This is a genomic window from Mogibacterium sp. CM50, from assembly GCF_000293155.1.
Classification (GTDB): domain Bacteria; phylum Bacillota; class Clostridia; order Peptostreptococcales; family Anaerovoracaceae; genus Mogibacterium; species Mogibacterium timidum.
In genome coordinates this window covers 97,901-122,433 of sequence record NZ_ALNL01000043.1, presented here as the reverse complement: position 1 = coordinate 122,433, position 24,533 = coordinate 97,901, and the positions used below count along the sequence as shown (strand labels likewise).

The following is a 24,533-nucleotide window of genomic DNA, read 5'->3' as shown; positions in this document are numbered from 1 at the left end:
CCTCACGGGAATTTCACCCCTGCATGGATCTCATCCAGCCCTACCCATTGCCTGCGACGCTTTTAACGCTCGGACTGTGGCTGTAAGGGAGTATCATTATGTATTTTGTGCCGTCATGGCTTGCAAGGTGCTACGCTTGCTTTACGGCAAAATGTTTCTCGCTCGGCTTCCGGTTAGGAAAGTGTCATGGCGTATTCTCCGCACAGCTAAGGCACAAAAGGAAAGTGTCCGGTTTGCCCTATGATACGCCGCCGTTATCTTGCGGGTATATTTGTCAAAGAACAGGTGTAAGAAAATCTGTCTTATCTGCGGAAAGGGGAACGCAGACAGCTACATTATTAAATCTTGAACATCAGGACAGCCTGCATCAGCTTTGAACGAAGGCGATCTCGTATATCCTCGTCTATGCCGTAATAGGTGTTTCCCCGTTCATCACGGAGTTTTCTCATAGAAAGGTGTGCGATATAGCCTGCGTAATGCTGGCAGACAATATTCATTGCCTGCGGCTCTCCCTTGGTTGCGGCTATGATTACCGGATAAGGCAACAAGCCGCGTTCATCGTCGGTTGTTTTACCAGTCTGGGTAGTCATAAGCGTGTTCCTCCAAATAGCGTTTTAGCAGCTCAAATGAGCTGGTTCTCCGATACTGCACCGTGCTTCTTGGAATCTGATAAAGCGCTGCTATTTCCGCATCGCTCATATCAAAGAAGTAGTAGAGTAGAACGGCTCTTCTTTTTTCTTCCGGCAAGCTGTGGATTGCGTCAGCGATAAGATTTGCACTCAATTCCTTTCCGCCTGCGAAAAAGGTTTGTTCTTCTTTATCTTCTGCAAAGAAATCTTCACAGGTATAAAGCTGGTTTTCCTCTTTCGGGGTCAGGTCGGAAAAACTAATTTCGTGTGCCTGCCGCTTCCTAATATCCTTATGGGCATTGATACTTTCATTCTTCAATGTCCGCTTGCAGAATCCGTTAAATGCACAGCGTATTTGCCATTCGGTTCTTTCAGGTTCATTCATGGTATTCACCTCCTTTCGCAGCCGCGAAAGCGGGTAGAATTTCCCCTTTCGTAAACCCTCAACAACGGAGAGTTGAAAACTGCCAAAGAAAAGCGAATATTTTTAGAAAAAAGTTTTTGCAGGCACAAAAAATCCCGACTGCACAGGGCAGCCGGGATTGGACATGAAAAGATATGGATATGATTTAAGTGGTCATCCGTAAAGACACGGAAACCCGGAAATAGAGTATATCCCTTTTAACAAGATTTTAAGATAACGAAGAATGAACACGACGATACCTCCTTTGATACCGCCGCTTTTCGTAAGCTATGACCTAATTTGAACTTCCGCTTTTTCATTCATAAAATGAAACCGGCGGCTTGCTCTTGCTTCTTAAAAAACTCTTCATAAAAATCACAAATTCAATCTTTTATTCAATTCTCAAAATATTGATATCATGCATTCCGGTACTGAGAAGCACGCTGTGATTTTCTACAGAATGAAACCCTCCGGCTTTTGCTGCATCAGCAATCTGACCTTTTATTACACCCATAGGCATTCCTTGTAAATTAAATGCCATATAGCCTAAAATCATGTCCCATGGTCCGGAATAATCCGGTTCAATTCCTTCATTTAAGCATACAACTACACCACCGGGATTTAATGCTTTTTTTAACTTTGCAAAGAAATTTGCACCGCCTGCAATGGCGAATAACATAATGGATGAGCAGATGATTAGATCATATCCGCTGCCAATATCATCGTTTATAAAGTCTCCGGTTTTGACTGAAACGCTGTCTTGCATATCGGAAAGCGCCACACTTTCTTCGATAAGTGGCTGCATATCCGGTCTGTCAAAAAGAACGCCCGTACGATTGCTTACGTCCTGTATAACTGCAATTCCAAGACAACCTGCACCGCAGCCCAAATCCAATATTTTGTGAATAGATTTATACTCAGGAAGGAATCGAAGAATTTCTAACAGTTCATATTGACGTATCCCTGATTGAGCATCACGCATCGCATCGCCATAAGATGCAAAATCCATAGACTGCTGTGTCTGTTCCTGCGGTTTAGGACCTTCTTTCACTTGCTGTGCTACGTTTCCAAGGCTCATTCCTTGATTATTGCAGAAAAATGCTAACATACTTCCCATATATGCAGGCTTCCCCTTAACAAGATATTTTGAAGTTTCCGGCATATTACAAAATGTATCTCCTTTTCGCTCAAGATAACCAAGACTGTACAAACCTTTCAAAAGATTGAAGGTGTTGCCTTCATTCCAGTTCATTTTTTTAGATAGCTCTTTTGTGGTAATAGGCTTTTCTAAATTAGAAAAGACATCTAATTCGATGGCACCCTGTATCAGTTGCTGATAAGCGGTGAGATACGGTAGTGCTGTAAGTTGTTCATAAATATTTGCTTTGTTAATCATAGTAATTTATCCTTTCTTTAATTTATAATTGCTTATGGCATAATTTTTCCATTTTATGTTTAGTGAATATCAGTTTTATCGATAAATTTCAGATTGTGGGTTTTCAAGCTCTGCAAAACCATTCGAAAGTCTCTTTCGTGCAACTTCAATATATGGATGTATAACGGCTTTTACAGGACATTGATGATAACACTCGGCACATAAAATACAATGCTTAGGTTCACGAACCATTTGTATGGTGTTATCAATATATGCAAACATATTGACAGGACAAGCTGCAACACATCGTTTACAACCAATGCATTTTTCTGTATTGATTGTAACTTTCTTATATTTTCCATGAATTTTTTCTTGGCTGAAAATGCGAAACATAATGCGTTTCATAAACGGTGCATATGCAAATTTCTTTCTTACATTGACCACAGCTATCTTGTCATTTACAACCTTTTCTGTTATTTTTGCCGCTTCTGCAAGGATTTGATCCTCAACTTTTCCCGGCAGATTTGGATTGATCCGTTTTTTGAAAGTTGCTGTCAAAGTATGCTCTGCAGCAATCTTAATGCCCATAATCGGAATATATCCTCTGCCATTAAGCGCTTTACCCATTTCTTCCAGTGCAACACTGCTGTGCACTCCCCCATAGGTCACAAGTGGAATCGCAGGAATCTGTTTTTCCTTTTCCCGAGGAAGTGCCCGTATTGTCCTGAGCATATTTTGCTCACAATGTCCGGCATATACCGGAGCACAGGGAATTAACAAATGATGTTCTCCAAGATCATTAACCAGTGTTTTTGTAATTATGAAGTCCTGAATATACTTATCGGTTTTTGTGATATTGATCATATGACAGGAAATTCCATTATTTTCAAGCAAATGCATGAATTTTTGTGCCGCAATAAGTGTATGTCCTGATGGACTAAATACAATAAAAACGACTTTCATTGCTTATCACTTTCCTTCCGTTTATCATCAAAACAATAATGACTGCCGTTTCCATACTCCCAGCTTCCACCCCCTGCTCCTAATTCAAAATGTAATTTAGCAATTCCAAGATCAATCATCGCAGTTTCTGTCGGTACTGTAATGGAAGCAGTTACCTGTCCATCTTTATATTTGAATACAAAGGGGCGTAAATTTCTTGCAGTAGGGGCAAGATAAACGGCATCCATACCATGGTTAAACCACTCCGGCAAAGGCGCTTCTGTTTCTATTAAAGCTTCCTTAGCTTTACTCTGCCTGTTCATACCATATTCCATCATTCGTTCTTTAAGTGAATGTTTTTCATCTGAATATCCGATTGCTATCACACAGTCTAATGTGTCGTTCACTCTACACAATGTCGTCGCTGCTTTTTTGTCATAACTGGTTCCTACCCAACAACTAGATAATCCCATTGCGGTCGCTTCAAGAATTATTTTTTCACCATAACGACCCACTTTCTCCATACGGTCAGGAAGATCTTTGTTGCCAATCATAGCAATGTAGTTCTGAACACCTACAAATAAACCATAGCTTTTTCGGAATCCGTTAAAAAGTTCCGCTCCGCTTCCAATGACTAATTTTATATTAAGTCCGGATTCTTTGTTGAACAAAGCAATGATATCTTCAAGCTGTTTCACATACTTGGAATCAATAGGTTTATTTGTATACTTTCTGCGGGAGCATCTTTTTTTCATAGCGGAAAGATATTCTTCGATTTTCATTTTTACCTCCTCACGCAAAAATCTTGCAAACTTATTTTGCCTAATATATAATTAAGTTAGTCGAATCTAACCTATTTTTTATATTACTTATTCATATCTTTAGCGTCAATGAAAGATGACAATAATTAGCTATTAGCATAAACTATTTATCGAATGGAGAAAATATAACTTTATGAGCGGGCAATTAGAAAAAATGTACAAGGATATTTTTGCGGACAGAGGCGTTATTCCGTGTGAACCCGTGCCCGGGTTTAATCCGAACGGCAAATTTTATAAAATGAATCCTGAGCTTGGAAAGGGACACTGCTGGGTATATCAATGTAACCCATACGTGACTATCACCATTATGAATCAGATTCACTACGAAGATACCTGTTGCGCTTTTGAACAGCCGGAATATATTTGCGTCGGTTATTTTTACTCTGTTTCCGGCGAAATACTGACACCATACCGCCGTTTGACATCCGGAGCAATCCAGGCATATGTAGGGAAAAAGAGTGAATATCGTATGATACTTCACAAAAAAATTCCTATAGACAGTGTAAGCATTACCTTTATGCCGGAATACTATAAGAAATATTTAAGCGAACAATACCCGGACCTTTATGAAAATCCTTCAGAAGCATTCGCACAGATAGACGGCTATCCCGATTTTCCTGAACTGGTCACGGTTTTCAACCAAATTAAAAGCTATATGGGTGACGGTATATCTGCAAAGTTGTTTTATGAAAGCAAAGTGAATGAAGCGCTTTCCATAATTCTTGAAAAAGCAAAAAAACGGAATAAAGAACATATTAGACATAGATTTTTAATACCCGATGATGATTTGGATGCCGTTGTATCTGTGGCTAATTATATTAACGACCATTATGCCGCGGATATCAGGATCGATTTTCTTGCACAAATTGCATGCATGAGCCAAGCTAAGCTGAAATATATATTCAAGGATGTATATCGGATGAGCATTCAGCAATATATTGTTACACGTCGTATTACACATGCTGAACATCTCCTTAGAGATACAGTACTTCCGGTATCTCAAATTGCCGAAATGGTCGGTTATAAACATATAAGCAGTCTGTCTGATATGTTTAGACAGCATACAGGAATGAAGCCTACCGAATACAGGGAAAAAATGCAGATGATAATAAATAAGTGATTAGGTTATTTTATGATATGAGTAACCAATGATAATGGGTAGATATCGCCTAAACAAAAGAGATAAAAAGACGAAGAAACAGACATCTAATGTTTCAAATACTAATTGAACAGATCTTACAAAATAAACGTTGCTGTTATATAAATTGCAGCGTTTTTCTTTGCAATCTTTGGCAAAAAGTGAATTTCCGTTGTTGTAGAGATTAAGGGATAAGTGGAATAGCAAGCATAGGAAAGGGGTACCCTTTCCGTAAAAAATCTCTATTTTCCGCAGTTCCAGCGTTAGAGATTTTGCTTGTACCCTTGCAGGCTAAAGCCTGTTGGGGCAGACCCTTGGGAAGTGTCCCAAACCCTCTATGAAAATGGAAAGGAAATTCACCTATGAATAACAGAAAAAGAAATGTGCAGATTAAATTTCGTGTGACGGAAGAAGAACGCAGCTTGATTGAAGAAAAAATGAAACAGGTGCCTACAAGAAATATGGAAGCGTACCTTCGGAAAATGGCGATAGACGGATATATCATTCAGGTCGATCACAGCGATATAAAGAAAATGACGGAAGAGCTTCAAAAAATCGGAGTCAACATCAATCAGATAGCGAAACACAATTTAAACTATATACCTATTTCATACATATACTTAGTTTTTAAAATTTAGCATATAGCATGTTATAATTATCACGAAAGGATGTTTATATGGATAATCAAAATGCATTAACAAGTACCGCAATGTTGGCGGCAATATGGGAGCAAGAAAAAAAGGATAATTTAGAATTAATACTACCTTTTGTTATATATTCGATAGGGAAAAATTTTTCTGTAGGTAATCGTGTTGATATTACCTCTATTGCTACATACCTTTCTACTAATTTGGGATTTTATGATATGCCCCATTCTGTGCTACAGAAAGCATTTAGGAGACTATCAAAAAGAAATATTCTTGAACGCAAAAATCTAGGATTTTTTTTAAAAATAGATTTAAGCGAAAAATGTAGTACTATCGACTTACAGTTACAGCAGGCTCAAAAAAATACTGATGAAGTTATCAAAGCATTGACAGAATATTTAAATCAGCAAAAAGAACGCTTTTTAAAAAAAGATTTTAGCGAGAAAGAAATTAAAAATCACTTTATAGAATTTCTTGAAACTAAAGGATATTTTGTATATGAAAAGATTGAAAAACTTCAGGAAATTTCAGCTCGTGAAAATACAATATATTATCATATAGCACAATTTATTATTGCCGAATACCATAAAAAAACAGTTGTATTTTCTTATATTGAAAATATTGTTAAAGGATTATTGCTTTCTCGTGTAATATATGGATATGTAGATGTAACATATAATGAAAAATTTAAAGATGTATGTGTTTATGTTGATACAACACTTTTATTGTGCATATTTGCGTTCAAAAGCGATGAACAAAATACCGTTGCCTCCCAATTAGTTAAGATATTATTTAATAATAATATATCTATCAAATGTTTTAGGCATAATTATGACGAAGTTTATAAAATTATTGAAGCATATAAATATAACATCTTAAACTCATCAAACAGACACGGACAAACAACAGAATATTTTGATAAACTTAGATATTCAGCAAGTGATGTAGAACGGGTATTGCGTAATTTAGAAGACTATTTCAAAGAAAGATCTATAGAAATAGTTGATACTCCCACTCTAAGTAGTGATGGCTCTGGCACTATTGTTGAAAGTGATTTCCAAAAGGCTATAGGGGAAACTGAGCTAAAAGAACATCTATCTAAAAAAGTATTTTATAAAAATGATATGGCAATAAGTAATGATGTTGAATCTATATCTGCAATACATATACTACGTCAAGGCAAAACATTTAAAAAAATAGAAAAATGCAAGGCATTGTTTGTAACTACAAATCATAGCTTGGTTTATGCTACCCAAGAATTTATTAACAATACTTCTAGTTCAGTACCACTATTAATAAGTGATTTGGAGTTAACATCGCTTTTGTGGTTAAAAAATCCAAAAAGATTTTCTGATTTTCCAACATTAAAATTAATTGAAAGCGCACGCATATCATTAGAACCTACAGAACAAATTCGTACTGAATTCATTAAGAAAATTGAGCAATTTAAAAATGAGCCTACTGTAACCGAAGAACGTGCAGCAGCTTATAGGCAGTTAATATATACTGAAAAAGAGAAATTAATGGAACTTATAGACGCAAACCCTGAAAATATTTCAAATATACAACTTGCAGATTTAGAAGATATATCTCGATAGCATTATAGTTCGCAGTTGAACGATGAAAACAAAAAATTAAAACAGCAGCTAGAAGAAAGAGCGAGAAAAATACGAATAGAATCAAATGAAAAAGTAGAGCGTGTCAGGGAGATTACAGCAAAAATATTAAAAATTATCATTTGGATATTTTTTGCAATTGTGTTTATTGTGGGCATAATATCAATATATACTCAATGGAAAGAGAGTAATAATAACTACCGTTCATTTATTTTATTAGGATTTATTTTATTAGGAATTATAGATGCAATAGTTCCACGTTGTCGACGTGTTAACAAACTGATAATGATATTGGCTAATAAACGTAAAATGCAGGTTGCTAGAAAAGAACAAGAACGTATAAAAAAAATACTTGAAAACTGAGCATTAATTTTTCTGTGATAGAAAAGACTGAAAGGACATAGTCCCAGTTTTCCGGAAGTGAAAGCATTTGAGAAAGCAAGCCCTTTGCCTTTAAGGTCAGTTCCTTGTTTCGCAGGTGGTGATTGCTCATGACGGTATAGCCCTTGTTTTTCTCTACTCTGAAAACTGCCATGATCTCTGCTCCTTTCATTTTTATTTGTTACGCAGTTAAAGGGCGATTTTGAAAGAAAAGGTATATTCCCTTTGCTTTGTCAAAATCGCCCTCAAAAAGCCTTGTATTTCAAGCCTGTATATGCCTCTACTTCGTAACATGGGCATGAAAAAAGCGGTGTCCTTATGCTTCCTTTACAGAAGCAGAAGATCACCGCTTTTACGATTTCCTATTTAATTTTGATCTCTACAATATATCTTTTGTATCTGTGTAAAATACTTTTATCTGCAAGAGTTTTTACAGCACATCAAGGCTTTTTCCTCAAAAGTAGTAAATTGGTAGTAAATTCAACTTGTTCTCTTGCAAATATCCTTGTATTTCAAAGGGTTTGAGGGTTAATTATTAAAGTTTCATAATAAATTATATTGACAGTCGGTATTAAAGGAAACGTAAAGTGAGCATTGTTCTTCTTTTAAGTAATTGCGGAGGATAATTAAAAAAAGGCGTGAGGATAAAAACATGGACACATATTAAGATTCTAAAATGGGTAGACATATGTATTCAAGTTAACAACGAACAGAAGCGTTGAAGATGTATCATAGGAGAGGAGCCGTCACGGAGATTGCGTATTAACTTTGTTATCCAGGTCGAAAGCAAGTGTATTTTTGGACGAGCATGTGGGTACAGAATCGGTTGATATGTTTCTGCAAACAAATGAAACTTTTTTGATATCTTGCAGCATAATCAATGTAAGTTTCCAGTGACTGTCATCAATCAAGGACTATCGAGACAGTTCGTAGGGGAAGTTCGAGTACAATAAAGTCGTAGGATTTGAGACTGATTAAGAGATGGATAGTGTCAACTGATCTATGAAAACCGAGACATGATCGATTGGAGGAGTCAGATATGGATATTTACAAGGAACTCAAGTTGAGGCGGAGCTATTACCGGCTGGATAAGCAGCTGCCTGTCGGCAAGGATGTTGTGCAACAGCTGATCGAAGAGGTTACGGAGCTCGTCCCGGACGCGTTCAATATGAAGAGCGCGCGGGTTGTGGTGGCGTTCGGCAGCAAGCAGGATGAGCTGTGGGACGGCATTTATGAGACTTTTGGCGGCAAGGTGCCGAGGGATAAGATTGACGGATTTAAGGTGGCGGCCGGTACTGTGCTGTATTTCTATGACGAGGCTGTCGTGGAGAATATGCAGGGTAAATTTCCGCTATATGCCGAGAATTTCCCGACTTGGGCCAATCATGCAAACGGCATGCTGCAGATCAGCGTTTGGAGTGCGCTCAGGAAGCTCGGGATTGGAGCTAATCTCCAGCATTATAACCCGGTGATTGACAAGCTCGTGTGCGAGATGTTCGGCGTGCCGGAGAGCTGGAAGCTGGTGGCGGAGATGCCGTTTGGCGGAATCGTGGCTGAGCCGGATCCTAAGGAGAAAGAGGATATAAGCAAGAGGGTGAAGTTCTTCGAGTAACCATCATGAAACGCAAGTAGGGGTGAAGCATGTATCCGGGTATATTAATTGTGACGATAATTGCCGGTGTTATTTTTTATCTGGCATTTCAAATCGGTAAAGGGCATACGAACTTGATACATGATTATCATGTTAGAAATATAAAAGAGAAGGATATGCCTAAGTATGCAAAGCTTATTTCAAAGGGTTTGTATGTAATTGGTCTGGGGAGCTTGTTATCTGGGGGATTCATGTATTTGGAATCTGTTGTGGGGGTTTTGACTTCTATTTTTGCGGGACTGTTGATTGGCATAGTAATTATTGCCAATGCTCAGAAGAGGTTCAAGAAATGACGAGGCGGATAAGTTTAATATTAATTTTATTAACGTCGGAACTGCAGAAATGCAGTTCCTTTTTTATTTGACAAATATATCGAAGTGCGATATATGATATGCATCGAGGATCGATATATCGAAATTTGATGTAAGGAGGAATACATGGACTCAAAGCTTAAGAGGGTGTACATGCCTATGTCAGAGACGGCGTTTTATATATTGTACTGCCTGCAGAGCCCACAGCATGGGTATGGGATTAATCAGGAGGTTAATTCCATGACGGACGGGGAGGTGAGCATAGGTCCGGGAACGATGTACGGTACATTGTCTAAGATGGAGAAAGATGGCCTGATACGATTCGTGAACGAGGAGAGTAAGCGCAAGATTTACGAAAGCACAGACCTGGGCCGGGAGATACTGAGCCTGGAGCTGAAGAGGATCAAGAGATTATACTTAAACAGCCTTGGAGGAGAATATCATGGGTAAAAGGACGACAAAAGTAAGAGTCTTTACAATAGCAGACTACATTGAAGAGCAACAGTGGCTGGAACAGCAGCACAGGAGAGGATGGAGATTGGTAAAGGTCGTGCCGCCTTGCTTCTTCGTGTTCGAGGCATGTGAGCCTGAGGAGAGCGTATACCGGATCGAATACCATAACCGACGTGCGGCGGCCGATTATATTCAGATGTACGAGGACTATGGCTGGGAATATGTGTGCTCGTGTATGGGTTGGAATTACTTCTGCAAGAGCACCTGCGATATATCGGATGCGCGCGACAAGGAGATATTTTCGGATGCAGAGGATAAGCTGGCGATACACTGTGCCAGGAAGCTCCGGAAGCTGAGGAAGGAGCTGGAGAAATAGTTGCTGTAAACATGTAACGCGAAGGCGCGCGCATAACCTCTATTACACCAGCACCTCGCCCTTCATCTCCTGAGGCACATCCAGCCCCATCAGGGTCAGCAGCGTCGGAGCTATATCCGCCAGCTTGCCGTGAGATACATTGAATGGCCTTGGCTCATTTGCAATATGGCAGAGCGGCACAGGAGACAGCGAGTGCTTGGTCACCACATTGTCGTTGTCATCCAGCATGTAGTCTGCGTTTCCGTGATCTGCAGTGAGCAGTATCTGACCATCCTTGGACAGTACCCTTTCTGCGATTTGCTGCACTAGTCCGTCGAGCGTCTCAATAGCACTGACTGCAGCGTCAAATACTCCGGTGTGTCCTACCATGTCCGGGTTTGCAAAATTCAGGATTATCAGGTCATACTTATCCGAGTCGATTGCATCGAGCACTTTCTCGGTCAGGATTGGCGCACTCATCTCCGGCTGCAGATCGTAGGTTGTGACCTTAGGTGACGGCACGAGTATCCTGTCTTCACCTGCGACCGGAGCTTCAACGCCTCCGTTGAAGAAGAATGTCACATGCGCATACTTTTCGGTCTCCGCTATGCGGAGCTGTGTCAGGCCTGTGGCCGATACTACGCCTCCCAGCGTTGGCTCTACTACCTCCGGCGGGAACGCGACCTTGACATTCGGCATAGACACGTCGTACTCGGTCATGCAGACGTATGTGAGATTCTGTGGGAGCTTCTTTCTGTCAAATCCGTCAAAATCAGGATCCACGAGTGCCCGGGTTATCTCGCGTGCACGGTCAGGCCTGTAGTTAATGAACACGACGGAGTCACCGTCCCGGACAGGGGTGGCATCCACGACTGTCGGGCGCACAAATTCATCCGACTCGTTCTTGCCGTATGAAAGCCGGATGGCCTCGGCTGCGCCGGATGCATGTACACCTTCGGAGAGAGTGAGCGCGTCGTATGCCGACTCGAGCCTCTCCCAACGCTTATCTCTATCCATAGCATAGAATCTGCCTGAGATGATGCCTATTCGTCCGACACCGAGCTCATTGCATTTATCCTCCAGTGCACCGAGATATGTCATCGCACTGCGAGGCGGTACGTCACGTCCGTCGAGATAGCAGTGGATAACGACGTTTTTTACTTTTGAGCGCTTTGCCATCTCGAGGACTGCATATAGATGCTCGAGCTTGCTGTGAACTCCACCGTCAGAGCAGAGACCCATTATGTGGAGAGTGCAGCCGGAAGCTGCATTTTCCATAGCCTCGAGCAGCACCTTGTTGGTGTAGAATTCGCCGGTGCTGATCGACTTGTTGATGCGAGGCAGATCCTGCAGCACCACATTTCCGGCACCTATGTTGGTGTGTCCAACCTCGGAGTTGCCAATCTGCCCGTCGGGAAGTCCGACGTATTCACCGCTGGCTTCAAGGGTGATGAAAGGGTATTTGGCGAAAAGCCTGTCAAGGTTAGGCTTGTTAGCGGCAGCAATTGCGTTGCCGTGCGATTCCTCGCGGATGCCGTATCCGTCGAGGATCATCAGTATTGTTGGTCTATGCTTAATCATTGCTTACCTCCAAAGTGTGAAGTGTTTTTTTAAGCTCTCTGTGTTGGGCCGTAAGTGCACCTTTTCATAGCAATATATTTTAAATTCTGTTCATAGCAATATGCTTTAGAGTCTTTCTTGACTATTTACCGGATTGCTATACACACATAAGTATACACAAGAGGGGCAGGCTTTTCCAGGACTTCGAGTATGCGTGATTAAGTGCCTGCGAAGGATTCCCCGCTTGAACCTGCCGCTGAATAAAAATATAATATTATCATCATTGGGTAAGGAGAATTTACCATGGCAAACGTCAGATTTACACCGGATCAGCAGAAGGCTATAGATACGATAGACAAAAGTATCCTTGTATCGGCAGCCGCCGGCTCCGGCAAGACGGCGGTGCTTGTCGAGCGCATCATCAACATAATAGTGCAGGGCAAGGCGGACGTTGACCGCATGCTTGTCGTGACTTTTACCAACGCGGCAGCATCCGAGATGAGGCTCAAGCTCATCAGGGCTATCAACAAGGAAGTCAAAGCATGCAAGGATACTGACCCTGAACGCGCTGCCAGGCTCAGGCGGCAGCTCGGCAGGATGTACAGGTCGTACATTTCAACCGTGCACAGCTTCTGCAATCGCATCATCAAGGAATTCTTCTACCTGACCGACCTCGAGCCTGACTTTCGGATCTGTGATAATCTCAAGGCGGAGATAATGAGGAAGGAAGCGATTGAGGAGGTGTTTGAGCGTGGATTTGAGAAGGATGACTTCATTGAAGGGTGCTCTTTCCGCGATTTTCTGGACCGTTACAGCAAGGAGCGCGACGATAAGCTCCTTATGGAGGAAATGATAAAAGCGTATGACAGTCTGCGCAGTATGCCCGACTATTTTGAATGGGCGGGCCGTATGGCTGAGCAGCTGCGACTACCGGAGAGCGGTGATTACCGTGACAGTGAAATTTTTCACTCTATATGGGATGATGCAAAGGCGCTTGTGGACGAGACTCTCAATGAGGCGCTGGGCCTGCATGAACGGCTAACCGGCTATAAGCTTCCTAATACCGCAGCCAAGCTGGACCGGGAGATTGCCGCATTTCGCAGCTTAAATGCGGCGTTGTCCGGAGACATTTCGACAACAGATAAAATGCGAGAAGCCGAAGCAGCCGCCATGCAGGTATTGCAGACTGATATATTTGACACGTTTAGTTACGGCGCTAAAGAGAAGGACGCATACAATCAGGTGAAGGATTCCTGTAAACCTGTCAGAGATGCGTATAAGGAGAAATTTAAGGATTTCTTTAAGAGGAACAACTTCGCTACACTCGGTACGCTATTTGAAGAGCAGGCGGAGACCTACAAGTATACGATGTATTATTTGGAGCTGCTCAAGGAATTTGAGAAGATCTTTGACGCCGGGAAGCGCGAGCAGAAGGTCATTGACTACGGCGACATGGAGCACATCACGGCGGATATCTTGAAGAACGAAGAAGCGTGTAAGGTGCTGCGTGACAGGTTTGAATTCATATTTGTGGATGAATATCAGGACGTCAATTCTCTGCAGGAGTTCCTGGTGTCGCAGGTGTCAAGACCTGACAACGTGTTCAAGGTGGGCGATGTCAAGCAGAGCGTCTACAGGTTCAGGCAGGCCGAGCCGCACATATTTGAGGAGACAGCTGGGGAGTATAGGGATGAGAACAACACGGACGCAATTCAGATAAATCTCAATAGAAATTTCCGCAGCAACGGCGCGACGATAGATTATATCAACTATGTGTTCAAGGATCTCATGACCGGTTATGATGAGGACGAAAAGTTATATCGAGGGCTGCCCGGCAGTGATGAGTACAATTTCAAGCCGGAGGTGCACCTGCTGCTCACAGACGCAAAGGATCCGGACAGCGGTTATTCCGATGGAGACAACGAAGACGGCGAAGGCGTGGATCAGATCGGTATGGATCTTGAAGCTGCCGGAACTGTGGGAATCATGACTGATGACGATTCTGAGTCAGAGGCCGATGATGAGCTAAAGGCTCTGTCAAAAGCAGAGACGGAGGCTGTGCATGTTGCAAATATAGTCAGTCAGATAATCGGCAGCGAGTTTTACGACGGCAAGACCGGAAAGGTCAGGGCTGCTACCCCTAGGGATATAGCCATTCTGCTTCGCTCGACAAGAAATAAGTCGGACATGTACTACAAATCCCTGATGAGTAAGAGCATCTCCTCGCACATCGCAGATGACGGTGGATATTTCAACACTGTCGAGGTTGCTGTTGCGATGGCTATTCTCAAGGTTGTGGACAATCTGCATCAGGATGTTCCTCTTATAGCCGTGCTGCGATCGGAGATTTTCGGGTTCACACCGGAAAACCTCGCCGAAGTGAGGGCTTTTGCGAGGGAGCAGAATCAGCGCGAATGGACAGAAGCTGCGGACAGGGGTGAAGAGGTGACACGCAACCAGATGACCTACTGTGAGGCACTTAAGGCATATGCCGAGGCTGGGCTCGACGAGGAGCTCAGAGATCGTGTAAATGATGCGCTCGAGACTATCGCGAGATGGCACGTACGCGGTCAGATGATGCCTCTCGACGATTACATCTGGTATCTGCTCAACGACTCGAATTATTACATGTACGCAGGCGCGATGTACGGTGGCCGCCAGAGGCAGGCCAATCTGCGTGCCCTTGTCGAGAGAGCGAGAGCATTCAGGCAGTCGAGTATAGCTTCGCTTAGCAGCTATATCAGCTATCTCGAGGTGCTCAGAACGAAAAATGTCGAAATGGGACAGCCTTCCATGGTCAGCGAGGACGACGATGTCGTGAGGATCATGACCATTCACAAGAGTAAGGGTCTCGAGTTCCCGTTTGTAATAGTCGCCGGCATGGGTAATAAGCTGCAGTATTCGAAGGGCAGCCTGGGCTTCCAGTTCCATAACGAACTCGGTATAGCGCTCGGCTACGTCAATCCGGAGCAGCACTATTGGCGCAGGACGCTTATGCAGCAGCAGATTACCGCCAGGATCAGGGATGACGAGTATCAGGAGCAGCTCAGGGTTCTGTACGTAGCGATGACACGTGCAAGAGAGAAGCTATATCTAATCGGCTGTGACAAAAAGGAAGACTTTATATCTAATAATCTCCGCTCCAAGACAAGCTTTTTCAAAATCATGGGCAGTCTCTGTGATTCGGACACATTCAATGAGTACAAGTCCGTGGAAATGCACAAGGTAATGCACCCCGGGCTTCCTCGAGGACTTAACAATTTCTTGACTACAGACAAGCTGCCGATGGATATAGAGCTGAGTGAGGAATTTGCAGAAGTCAAGCGCAGACTCGATTACGAATATGCATACAAGGATGACCTGAACAGCAAGGCAAAGTATTCAGTCAGCGAGCTGCAGCGCGAGGCAAACGAAGCTCGGCATTTTGACAACAGAATAGAGGACAGAAGTACACGTGTGAAGCGCAGATCTACTGCGGATGCTGCCAACATCGGTACGGCCTATCACAGGATAATGGAATTCGTGGATTTCAAGCAGGCCGTAGGCGAATCCGGAGACGTGGATAGAACCTATATAGATGAAAGAGCCGCGAGGCTGCGTGACAATGGAGCCATTACCGCGCCTGTGTTTGCAGCGCTCGAGCTAGGCAAGATATATTCGTTCTTCGAATCGGAGATAGGCAGACGTGCAGCTGCCGCCGCCGGAGACGGCACGCTGGAAAAGGAAAAGCCCTTCACTCTACGGGTCGAGCACAATGATAAACAGGTGCTGGTGCAGGGTATTATCGACTGCTACTTCCGGGACGGGGACAAGCTCGTGCTGGTGGATTACAAGAGCAACCGCCTGAGCAGGAAGAATCAATCGGCAGATCTCGAACGCATCAAGGAAGACTATCGGGAGCAGATTGAACTATATAAGCGTGCCCTCGAGGAAGGGACAGGCTCAAGAGTCGAAGAGGCCTATCTCTATCTGTTCGATAAGCACATGTGTATTTCAATGATATAAGATCATATAGCTACGTGGAAAACAGAACGGTGCTTCAACCCTCTCATCCGGGCTTGATGGCTGAGAATGTTTAATTTAATATCGAATAATATCGAAAACGGGGATTATTGTGTTAAAGAGGAGGATGTAATTATGGTTATATTGACTGAACAGATTAATATTCCTGCGCCGTTCGAGAAGCTCTGCCTGTGGGCGGATAATTTTGAAGAGGAATTTGTCAAATGGAGTCCTTACCACTTGGCATGCCAGCTATTTGATGGCGGAATAAATGTCGGAGACAGGGTTCGGTTCTATGAGATTGTAATGGGGCTTGACTATGATGTGACCGGTAAGATAGTACATGCTGAGAGAGATGCGGATCACTTCATCTTTCAATTTGAAAGCGATAAAAAGACCGCTGTAATAACTTTTGAGGGAACCCGAACCCCTGAGGGCTGCCATTTCCGCCATACTGAAGCCTTCGGTATGCAGACTCCGGTCATAGGGGCAATCATAAATTTTCTGATATTCAAGGTGTTTTATAGAAAGAAGGCTAACTGGCAGCTTATTCGTGATGACATGATTTTGGATAATAAGTACCTTTCCGATATTTTAACGGAAGGCAAATATCCGGAGCGCATTTCCCCGGATGCTTTAAGGAATTCGGCAAAGTAGCAGATACTGTTTCAGCATATTTTTATTTGCTAATATCGGCAATTTTATATATTGCATATTTGCTTGTATGCAGAAAACAAGTATAATGTTCGTAATGGATATCGTATATTTATTTTGAGAGGAGAATCAAATGAGAACTTTGCATAGTTATGGCAAGAGCATGGCGGTGATTATAACCTTCTTGCTGGCACTAATGATGTTGATGCCGCCTAATATGGCATATGCAGCAAGCACCTATACGGCTACCGGAACTGAGTCAGGTGCAGATATTGCGGCGATAATTGCCGGCACTAAGCCGGATGCCTCAGGCAACCCGTATGACAGTGTTGAGTTCCCTGCAGGAAATTATAAATATGATCTTCCTGACCCCGTTATTATAAGCAGACCGGTAAAGGTAAAGGCTGACACCGGTGCCAAGGTTGAATTTAAGGGCGGAAGCTTTAGAGCGCATAACAATTCAGCAGACATTACCTTTACAGGTGCAGGCAGCTTTGAGATGAACAATTTGAACAGTTATGGCTTTTTTTCAAGCAATGTGAATGCTAAATTTAATTTCGACCACACTGATTTCACTATAGATGGAGCTAAGAATTTCGGAATTTATGCTTTTGGCGGTTGCACAATGAACATAAAGGGTGGAAGCTTTACCGTTAAAAACTGTTCCAATACAGGCAATGAAGGTGGGATTGAATTTGATAAAGGCAAGCTCAATGTTTCTGATGGAGCACAGTTGATTGTTGAGAATAACGGTAACGGTAATTTTGGTGATATTTACATGAATGGTGCAATGGAGGTTACCGGAGCTAAAACCAAGGTGATAATCAACGAGAGTAAGGCAGGTTTTTCAGGGTACGGTATGGTGCTTGCGGGAGGCGGAACGCTCAAGGTTGACGCCGGCTCAGTTGATATCAACACGAGTGCTGCAGGAAGAGGTATCAATGCAGGCAGTAACGCAACCAACACCATTGATCTTGTAAACGGTGCCAAGCTGAATGTCACAGCTAATGGCGGTATAGCTACGAGCGGCATAAGACGTGCAAAGGTATCCGTTAAAGGAGGCAGCGTCCTTGCTGTCAAAGGGTATTCTTATGCTTTTGACGGTAGCTTGCTCGAAGCTTCGGATCGTGCATTAGTTACGCTTAACGGTAAGGTTATGGATAATGCTTCCCTTAAGGTGTTTACAGGCGGTACTAACGGTTCGACCATTATGGGCGGCTCGGTTTTAGAAAACTACAAGACAAGCGTAGTTAACGGAGTAGTTACTGAAAATCCTGCCGGCAATCATCTCGACAATCAGCCTGTGAATGCAGCCGGTGAGAAGCTGATGCGTTTTGACCTCAAGAATTTCGAAAATTCAAATATTGATATCACAGCTGATCCGGGTAATGCAGCTCATCCTGCATATACGTACAGAGTAGGTAAAAATCATGACGGTACAGCGTACGTATGGGCTCCTGCAGTAGAGGTCAGATTCTGGCAGAGCAAGGAAGCTCTCGACAAAGATGAAGCTGATAAGATGATCGCGAGTCTGTCGACTATACGTGGCAATAAGCTCGGCTTTGTCGGAGCAAAAGTTCCTGAAGCACCAAAAGCTCCTGCAGGCAAAGTGTTCTCGCATTGGGTTAATGCCAATACAGGCAGAGCATTTGATTCTAACGCTGCTTTCAGCGAACAGCGCACAAATGTATATCCTGTATATAAGGACGTGCCTGCAGGTGGTAACAACTCAACGAAGAAGGTTGTTAAGGTTCACAAGGTAAGCCCTAGAACCGGAGATGCATCGATGATTTTCCTATATGGCGGATTGGTTGTAGGTGCCGTTGTGGTACTTATGGTTCTAATTAAGATAAGACGTCGTGCGTAGCTTGCGTTAGAGCATGATTGTAATAGGTAGAAGGACGGAATCTTCGGGTTTCGTCCTTTTAAATTACCTGCAGCAGATTAACCGGATTATACACAATTTTGAAGGCTCATCAGAAAGTTAAATCGTATAACGGGCGGATGCCTGATTAACAATTGATATACAAGCAATAAAATAATTTATTTTCCGATTTCATAAACGTTTCATAAATCTTCTGTAATATGCTCTTCGTAAAGAGGATATTCTCAATTTAGATTAAGAATTATTTAGAAGGAGTGATGTGTAAGGTGATTAGAAACGCGATAGCTTACGTTCTTAGGCGAAGGTACAGAACGTTTATAATCCTCATAATTTTGACCTTGGTTCTCACATGTATACATGTGTGCTTAAGCATAAAGAAATCAAGTGACAATCTGGAAAGGTCTCTCTACAAGACCTCAAATTCTTCATTGTCCATAACCGGGAAGGAGAACCAAGGTGCTTTTGAAATTGACAGGTTTAAAAGCTTAAAAAAAATCAATGGTATCAAGGAGATAGTTCCCGAGTATGACGGACTGGCTCGATTATCGGACAGTAACGTAATTGAGAGCAACCAGAAGGTAAAGCGAGATGATCTGCCGGGAGATTTAAAAAATATTGTATCGGTACAATTGACAAGTAATTCCGAAAGAAGCCTTTTATTCAACAGCGGGGTTTTTACGATGCAGAAGGGAAGGCATCTTAGGAAAAATGATGTAAACAAGGTACTCGTTCACAGCGAATTCGCCAAGAAAAACAATCTGAAATTGCATGATAAGGTGAGTCTGGGGTTCTTGAGTGAAAATAGAACCGACAGCAACGCCGGAAATCGGGAGTTTGAAATTGTCGGGATATTCAGCGGTAAAAAACAGGAAAAACACACAGGCCTGTCGTCAGATCTGAGTGAGAATACGATGTTTGCCGATTATGATTCCGGACAAAGGGCAATGAATCCGGCCGGCAATAGCAGAATTGCAAATAAACTGTCCATATTCACAGACAGCCCTGAAAATATGAATACTGTAATGAAAAGGATCAAGAAGCTCGATATAGAGTGGCAGAAGTATAAGGTGGAGAAGGATACGAGTGCCTTCAAGGAGGCCATTGCTTCATTAGCAAGCATCAAGCATATTATCAGAATCATGACATATTCTATAATGATAGGCGGATTGATAGTATTATCTCTGATCTTAATCCTGTGGCTGCGGGAAAGGATATATGAAATAGGGATACTGCTGTCTATCGGGATAAATAAAGCAAAGATTATGGCGCAATTTATATCAGAGCTGGTGCTCATATCTATGCCTGCGGCGATTATATCGCTGGTGCTTGGGAATGCTGTGTTTAAAAAAGTTATAGGCGGATTCGCCGGTGCAGATGGCAATGCGTCGATTACAAGCAGCTTTATAGAGAATGAAAGCATAGGCGATAATTTACTGACATTTGTGCAGAGCTACGGACTTCTGCTACTTATAATCGTCATATCTGTCGCCGCAACATCAGGGATAATTTTAGTAAGAAAACCGAAGGAAATTTTATCAAAAATAAGTTAGGGGAGGAAGATAATGGAGATACTCAGAATTAAGAATGTGACGTATAGCTACATAGGATCAAGAGAGAAAATTCTCTCATCAGTAAGCCGGAGCTTTGAGCTCGGGAAATTCTACGCAATCACCGGAAAGTCGGGAGCCGGAAAATCAACGATGTTGTCACTTCTTGCCGGATTGGACAGACCGAACAGCGGCGAGGTCATGTTCAGGGGTGAAAATATCGAGAGAAAGGGATATAGCAATCATAGAAAAAACAATATTTCACTGGTATTTCAGAACTATAATCTCATTGACTATCTCTCACCTCTGGAAAATATAAGGCTGGTAAACAGCAACGCTTCCGATGAGATGCTGCTTAAGCTCGGTCTCGACAAGAGCCAGATAAAGAGAAACGTAATGAAGCTTTCCGGCGGACAGCAGCAAAGAGTCGCCATAGCCAGAGCCTTGGCATCCGAGGCACCTGTAATATTGGCAGATGAGCCTACGGGAAATCTGGATCCCAATACAGCAGGAGAAATAATTGAGATGCTTAAGAAGCTGGCAAAAGAGCGCAACAAGTGCGTCATAGTAGTTACGCATAGTAAAGAAGTGGCCGCTGCAGCAGATACGATATTGGAATTGAGCAGCAAGAAATTAAAAGAAGTGCGCAAGGATAACTAGGAGGATAAGCAATGATAAGAAATGCTTTTGCATATGTCACAAGGAAGAGACTTAAATCGTTAATCATATTATTGGTGATCCTATCCATGTCTACCCTCAGTTTAATTGGATTATCGATCAAAGATGCTACGAACAGAGCTGCCAATAAGACCTTTGGAAGTATCACCAACAGCTTTACCATGGAAATAAACAGGCAGGTGAACCCCGGCACTCCGAGGGGCAGCGGCAATATACGCGGAGAGGATATCAAAAAAATCGTTGATTCCGGTCATATAGATAATTATATCAAGCGAATTGGAGCTGTGGCAGATCTGGTTGACCATGATATTATCAGAACTCAGGAGATTACGAACAGTGAGGATCCTGATCGAGCTGAAAAATTCAAGAGAACTACAATGATGACGGGCGTAAATGATTCTTCAAAGGAGACAAAATTCGTTTCGGGGGCATTCAAGCTAGTCGAAGGAAAGCATTTAGCCAAGGATGACAAAAATAAAATATTAATGCATAAAGCTCTGGCCGAAAAGAACAATTTGAAGGTCGGGGATAAGATTAAGATTAAATCCAATGTATACGATGCAGATAATGAAAAGCAGGCCAATGAGACCATAGAGGTTGAAATAAAAGGACTTTTTGACGGTCACAACAACGGAGGGGTTAGCGCGGCGACAGAGCTGTATGAAAACACCTTGATTGGCGACGTCCACACAGCTGCCAAGCTTTATGGAAATACTGAGCAGACAGCCGTGTACCAGGATGCAACCTTCTTCGTAAAGGGAAATAAGAATCTGGATAAGGTTATGAAGGATCTGGGTAAACTCAATATAAATTGGAATCAGTACAATCTGGTAAAGAGCTCATCGAATTACCCTGCATTGCAGCAGTCGATTTCGGGAATATATTCCATTGCCAATAAGCTGTTCGGAGGTTCTCTGATATTTGCCGGACTGGTGGTTTCGCTGTTGCTGTTCCTATGGATGAATGCTAGAAAGAAAGAGATTGCAGTACTGCTGTCTCTGGGAATATCCAAGGTGAGAATCTTCGGACAATTTGCCTTTGAGCTCCTATTCGTAGCTGTCCCCGCATTTGTAGCCTCGTATTTTGTAGCAGGAATTATGGGAAAGGCCATCGGAAACAATGTTTTACACAGGGTGACAGGCGGTATTGCAAGTCAGATTGCTAAGGAATCCGCTTCATCGGGACTTGGTGGTGGAGCCGAGGTCGACGGATTTAATAAAACTTTGACAAGCTTAGATGTTATGGTTAATCCAAAAGCTTTCGTTTATGTGGTATTATTCATGACAGTGATACTTGGAGTTTCGCTTCTCATAGCGACTTCAAAGATCCTGAGGAAGAGACCAAAGGAGCTGTTGATAGATACAAAATAATCAGGAGGGCTTATGAAAATTCTTGTTGTTGAAGATGATAAAATGATACGGGAAGGAGTCTGCGGATTTCTGTCTGAATTCGGATACGATACAATCGAAGCGGAGGATGGTCGTGAAGCCTTATCAAAATTTGAAGAGCAAGATGTTAATTTGGTAATTTTGGACATCCGGATTCCATTTATAAATGGTCTGGAAGTCCTGAAGGAAATCAGAAAGAAGAGTAAGCTGCCGGTTTTGATGCTAACAGCGTTTGGCGATGAGGAATATAAGATTGAGGCATTTTCGAGTCTGGCAGACGGATACATTGAGAAACCGTTTTCATTGCCTGTACTGAAGGTTCGCATCGATTCCCTGATTGAGAGACACTATAATAAAGTTGAGAGGTTGGAATACAAGAATACAGAGGTGAACTTTACGAGCTATACTGCCAAGGTTGATAATGAAAAAGTTGATGTGAACGCAAAGGAGCTCGAGATACTCAAGTGCCTATTGGATAATGAAGGCTATGCCTTGACAAGGGAACAGATAATAGACAAAGTGTGGAAAGAAACAGAAGAGCCGCCATTTGATCGGGTAATCGATGTATATATCAAAGAGCTTCGCAGAAAGCTGGGGCTGGACTGCATTGTCACCATAAGGAACGTGGGATATAAATTGGAGCGAAAATGAGAAATTTAAAAATATTTCCGAAAATGTTCTTAAATACATTTGCCATTCTCGGCATACTGATCGTTTTGGTACATCTCCTTATTTTCCTGGTTTTTCCGCGGACATATTTCGAGACGAGGAAGCAGGAGATTAACTCGAAGGCAAATGAAATTTCTCAAAGTCTCCAAGGCAAGGATGCTAAGTTCGTAGAGCAGTCTTTGGAAATCTATTCCAAGAGCAGCGAGATCAAAGCCTTTATAAGAGGAAATAGTGATAATAACGAGGTTCGGCTCGGAAATCATGATAACGTTGATCTGTCAAGCAATAACAATTCTCTGATAATCGAGGAAAGGGAAATAAAATTAAATAACGGCAGGAAGGTATCCGTGCAGTTCGTATCGACGGCGGATATGCAAAGGGATGCAAAGGAGCTGAGCTTTAAATTCCTGCCGCTTTCAATAACAATTTCGCTTCTGCTTTCAGTTGTTATTTCGCTGATTTATGCAAAGACAATAACAAATAATATTCAGGAAATCAAAGATGTTACCACAAAGATGATGGAGCTGGACAGGCGAGCACGTTTAAAGGTTGAGTCAACAAACGAGGTTGGGCAGCTCAAGGCGCATATTAATGATTTGTACGCGACGCTGTTGGAGCTCATAGACGACCTTGAAGTTAAGAATAGCGAAATACTGAAGCTGGAAAGGATAAAATATGATTTTTTCAGAGGGGCTTCTCACGAATTAAAAACACCTCTTGCCAGCCTCAAGATAATCCTGGAAAATATGAAGTTTAATATCGGCAAGTACAGGAATCGAGATGAATACATCGGAAGCTGCATTGATATAGTAGACGGTATGTCACAGAATATTTCGCAGATTTTATCAATTTCCTCTCTTGAGCATTTAAAGGATGACGAGGAGTGGCTGGAAGTGAACAGCGTGCTGCAGGATGTGATAGACAAGTATTCTCTGATGGCATCTAATAAAAAGATAGTCATTGCTAACCAAATTACAGATGAGAAAATGTATATCGGCAGAACAGCTCTTCAGATAGTTCTGTCAAATCTCATAAGCAATGCAGTGAAGTATTCCGACTCGCCGGGCAAAGTAACGATAGGTGTTACTGAGGAGTGGATATATGTGAATAACACCTGCAAGGATGCGGAACAGCTGGATATAGACAGGCTCTTTGAAGTGAATTTTGATCTGAGCAAGGATAACAGTAACGGTCTGGGTTTGTACATAGTACGAAATATTTTACTCAGCTACGGTATAGAGCACAAGGTTGTGCGTCGCAAATCGAGTGTGACATTTATGATAAAGCTGTCCGTGCCCGAATAACCGAATGAGAATTGAGGTCTGCCGGGTGCATGTGCATATGTAAATTAAATCCAACTCAAATCCGATGAATTTTGAACTTCGCTCGAGTGGGCCTGCCCCTGATTTCGTGTGATATCGACGGAGC

The 24,533-nt window shown here is 42.4% G+C and carries 22 protein-coding genes; 16 read left to right on the top strand and 6 right to left on the bottom strand.

Going from position 1 to position 24,533, the window contains the following annotated elements; genetic code table 11:
* Positions 1–338 precede the first annotated feature (338 nt).
* The 5 genes from HMPREF1152_RS07405 to HMPREF1152_RS07385 all read right to left on the bottom strand — a co-directional run bounded on the left by HMPREF1152_RS07405 (position 339) and on the right by HMPREF1152_RS07385 (position 4,131).
* Positions 339–590 carry a helix-turn-helix domain-containing protein gene (locus tag HMPREF1152_RS07405; protein ID WP_009644535.1) on the bottom strand — a complete coding sequence of 84 codons (252 nt, stop codon included), beginning with the start codon at positions 588–590 and terminating at the stop codon, positions 339–341.
* Positions 571–1,014 (bottom strand): RNA polymerase sigma factor, encoded by a 444-nt coding sequence (locus tag HMPREF1152_RS07400; RefSeq protein WP_009644575.1) that lies wholly within the window; start codon positions 1,012–1,014, stop codon positions 571–573. The genes HMPREF1152_RS07405 and HMPREF1152_RS07400 overlap by 20 nt, the downstream gene beginning before the upstream one ends.
* Before the next feature lie 409 nt (positions 1,015–1,423).
* Positions 1,424–2,428 carry an SAM-dependent methyltransferase gene (locus HMPREF1152_RS07395; RefSeq protein ID WP_009644557.1) on the bottom strand — a complete coding sequence of 335 codons (1,005 nt, stop codon included), beginning with the start codon at positions 2,426–2,428 and terminating at the stop codon, positions 1,424–1,426.
* A gap of 75 nt (positions 2,429–2,503) precedes the next feature.
* Positions 2,504–3,370 carry a 4Fe-4S dicluster domain-containing protein gene (locus HMPREF1152_RS07390; protein WP_009644552.1) on the bottom strand — a complete coding sequence of 289 codons (867 nt, stop codon included), beginning with the start codon at positions 3,368–3,370 and terminating at the stop codon, positions 2,504–2,506.
* Positions 3,367–4,131: a nitroreductase family protein gene (locus HMPREF1152_RS07385; protein ID WP_009644587.1), complete on the bottom strand. Its 765-nt coding sequence runs from the start codon at positions 4,129–4,131 to the stop codon at positions 3,367–3,369. The genes HMPREF1152_RS07390 and HMPREF1152_RS07385 overlap by 4 nt, the downstream gene beginning before the upstream one ends.
* A gap of 172 nt (positions 4,132–4,303) precedes the next feature.
* Between HMPREF1152_RS07385 and HMPREF1152_RS07380 the strand changes: the two genes are divergently transcribed.
* The 8 genes from HMPREF1152_RS07380 (at position 4,304) to HMPREF1152_RS07345 (ending at position 10,743) form a co-directional block, all read left to right on the top strand.
* Complete coding sequence (locus HMPREF1152_RS07380; RefSeq protein ID WP_009644507.1) at positions 4,304–5,290, top strand: helix-turn-helix domain-containing protein; 987 nt, start codon at positions 4,304–4,306, stop codon at positions 5,288–5,290.
* A gap of 380 nt (positions 5,291–5,670) precedes the next feature.
* Complete coding sequence (locus HMPREF1152_RS07375; RefSeq protein ID WP_009644485.1) at positions 5,671–5,946, top strand: plasmid mobilization protein; 276 nt, start codon at positions 5,671–5,673, stop codon at positions 5,944–5,946.
* A 38-nt stretch (positions 5,947–5,984) separates the two neighbouring features.
* A complete protein-coding gene (locus HMPREF1152_RS07370; protein ID WP_009644567.1) occupies positions 5,985–7,553 on the top strand; it encodes a hypothetical protein in 1,569 nt (522 codons plus the stop codon).
* A 15-nt stretch (positions 7,554–7,568) separates the two neighbouring features.
* Complete coding sequence (locus tag HMPREF1152_RS07365; protein ID WP_009644500.1) at positions 7,569–7,934, top strand: hypothetical protein; 366 nt, start codon at positions 7,569–7,571, stop codon at positions 7,932–7,934.
* Positions 7,935–8,991: 1,057 nt separating this feature from the next.
* Entirely contained in the window at positions 8,992–9,564 is a 573-nt protein-coding gene (locus HMPREF1152_RS07360) for a nitroreductase family protein (RefSeq protein WP_009644477.1), read from the top strand.
* Between the two features lie 29 nt (positions 9,565–9,593).
* Positions 9,594–9,896, top strand: a complete 303-nt coding sequence (locus HMPREF1152_RS07355; RefSeq protein ID WP_009644581.1) for a hypothetical protein — start codon at positions 9,594–9,596, stop codon at positions 9,894–9,896.
* A 144-nt stretch (positions 9,897–10,040) separates the two neighbouring features.
* Positions 10,041–10,364 carry a PadR family transcriptional regulator gene (locus HMPREF1152_RS07350; protein WP_009644589.1) on the top strand — a complete coding sequence of 108 codons (324 nt, stop codon included), beginning with the start codon at positions 10,041–10,043 and terminating at the stop codon, positions 10,362–10,364.
* Positions 10,357–10,743 (top strand): DUF2812 domain-containing protein, encoded by a 387-nt coding sequence (locus HMPREF1152_RS07345; RefSeq protein ID WP_009644571.1) that lies wholly within the window; start codon positions 10,357–10,359, stop codon positions 10,741–10,743. The genes HMPREF1152_RS07350 and HMPREF1152_RS07345 overlap by 8 nt, the downstream gene beginning before the upstream one ends.
* A gap of 42 nt (positions 10,744–10,785) precedes the next feature.
* Here HMPREF1152_RS07345 and gpmI read toward each other — a convergent pair whose 3' ends face one another.
* Positions 10,786–12,303 carry a 2,3-bisphosphoglycerate-independent phosphoglycerate mutase gene (gene gpmI / locus HMPREF1152_RS07340; RefSeq protein ID WP_009644579.1) on the bottom strand — a complete coding sequence of 506 codons (1,518 nt, stop codon included), beginning with the start codon at positions 12,301–12,303 and terminating at the stop codon, positions 10,786–10,788.
* A gap of 282 nt (positions 12,304–12,585) precedes the next feature.
* Here gpmI and HMPREF1152_RS07335 point away from each other — a divergent pair, with 282 nt between their 5' ends.
* From HMPREF1152_RS07335 to HMPREF1152_RS07300, 8 genes are all read left to right on the top strand, one after another.
* Positions 12,586–16,287, top strand: a complete 3,702-nt coding sequence (locus tag HMPREF1152_RS07335; protein ID WP_009644555.1) for a UvrD-helicase domain-containing protein — start codon at positions 12,586–12,588, stop codon at positions 16,285–16,287.
* A gap of 132 nt (positions 16,288–16,419) precedes the next feature.
* On the top strand, positions 16,420–16,941 hold the full coding sequence (locus HMPREF1152_RS07330; protein WP_009644548.1) for a hypothetical protein: 522 nt from the start codon (positions 16,420–16,422) through the stop codon (positions 16,939–16,941).
* 130 nt (positions 16,942–17,071) lie between these two features.
* Positions 17,072–18,805, top strand: coding sequence for a sortase B protein-sorting domain-containing protein (locus HMPREF1152_RS07325; RefSeq protein WP_009644568.1), 1,734 nt, complete (start codon positions 17,072–17,074; stop codon positions 18,803–18,805).
* Positions 18,806–19,089: 284 nt separating this feature from the next.
* Positions 19,090–20,373 (top strand): ABC transporter permease, encoded by a 1,284-nt coding sequence (locus HMPREF1152_RS07320; RefSeq protein WP_009644498.1) that lies wholly within the window; start codon positions 19,090–19,092, stop codon positions 20,371–20,373.
* Between the two features lie 12 nt (positions 20,374–20,385).
* Positions 20,386–21,030 (top strand): ABC transporter ATP-binding protein, encoded by a 645-nt coding sequence (locus tag HMPREF1152_RS07315; protein ID WP_009644558.1) that lies wholly within the window; start codon positions 20,386–20,388, stop codon positions 21,028–21,030.
* A gap of 11 nt (positions 21,031–21,041) precedes the next feature.
* A complete protein-coding gene (locus tag HMPREF1152_RS07310) occupies positions 21,042–22,418 on the top strand; it encodes an ABC transporter permease (protein WP_009644475.1) in 1,377 nt (458 codons plus the stop codon).
* 12 nt (positions 22,419–22,430) lie between these two features.
* Positions 22,431–23,087 (top strand): response regulator transcription factor, encoded by a 657-nt coding sequence (locus HMPREF1152_RS07305; RefSeq protein ID WP_009644476.1) that lies wholly within the window; start codon positions 22,431–22,433, stop codon positions 23,085–23,087.
* The gene (locus HMPREF1152_RS07300; protein WP_009644480.1) at positions 23,084–24,409 is read left to right on the top strand and encodes a sensor histidine kinase; all 1,326 of its coding nucleotides are present in this window, start codon (positions 23,084–23,086) and stop codon (positions 24,407–24,409) included. The genes HMPREF1152_RS07305 and HMPREF1152_RS07300 overlap by 4 nt, the downstream gene beginning before the upstream one ends.
* The last annotated feature ends 124 nt before the right edge of the window (positions 24,410–24,533 follow it).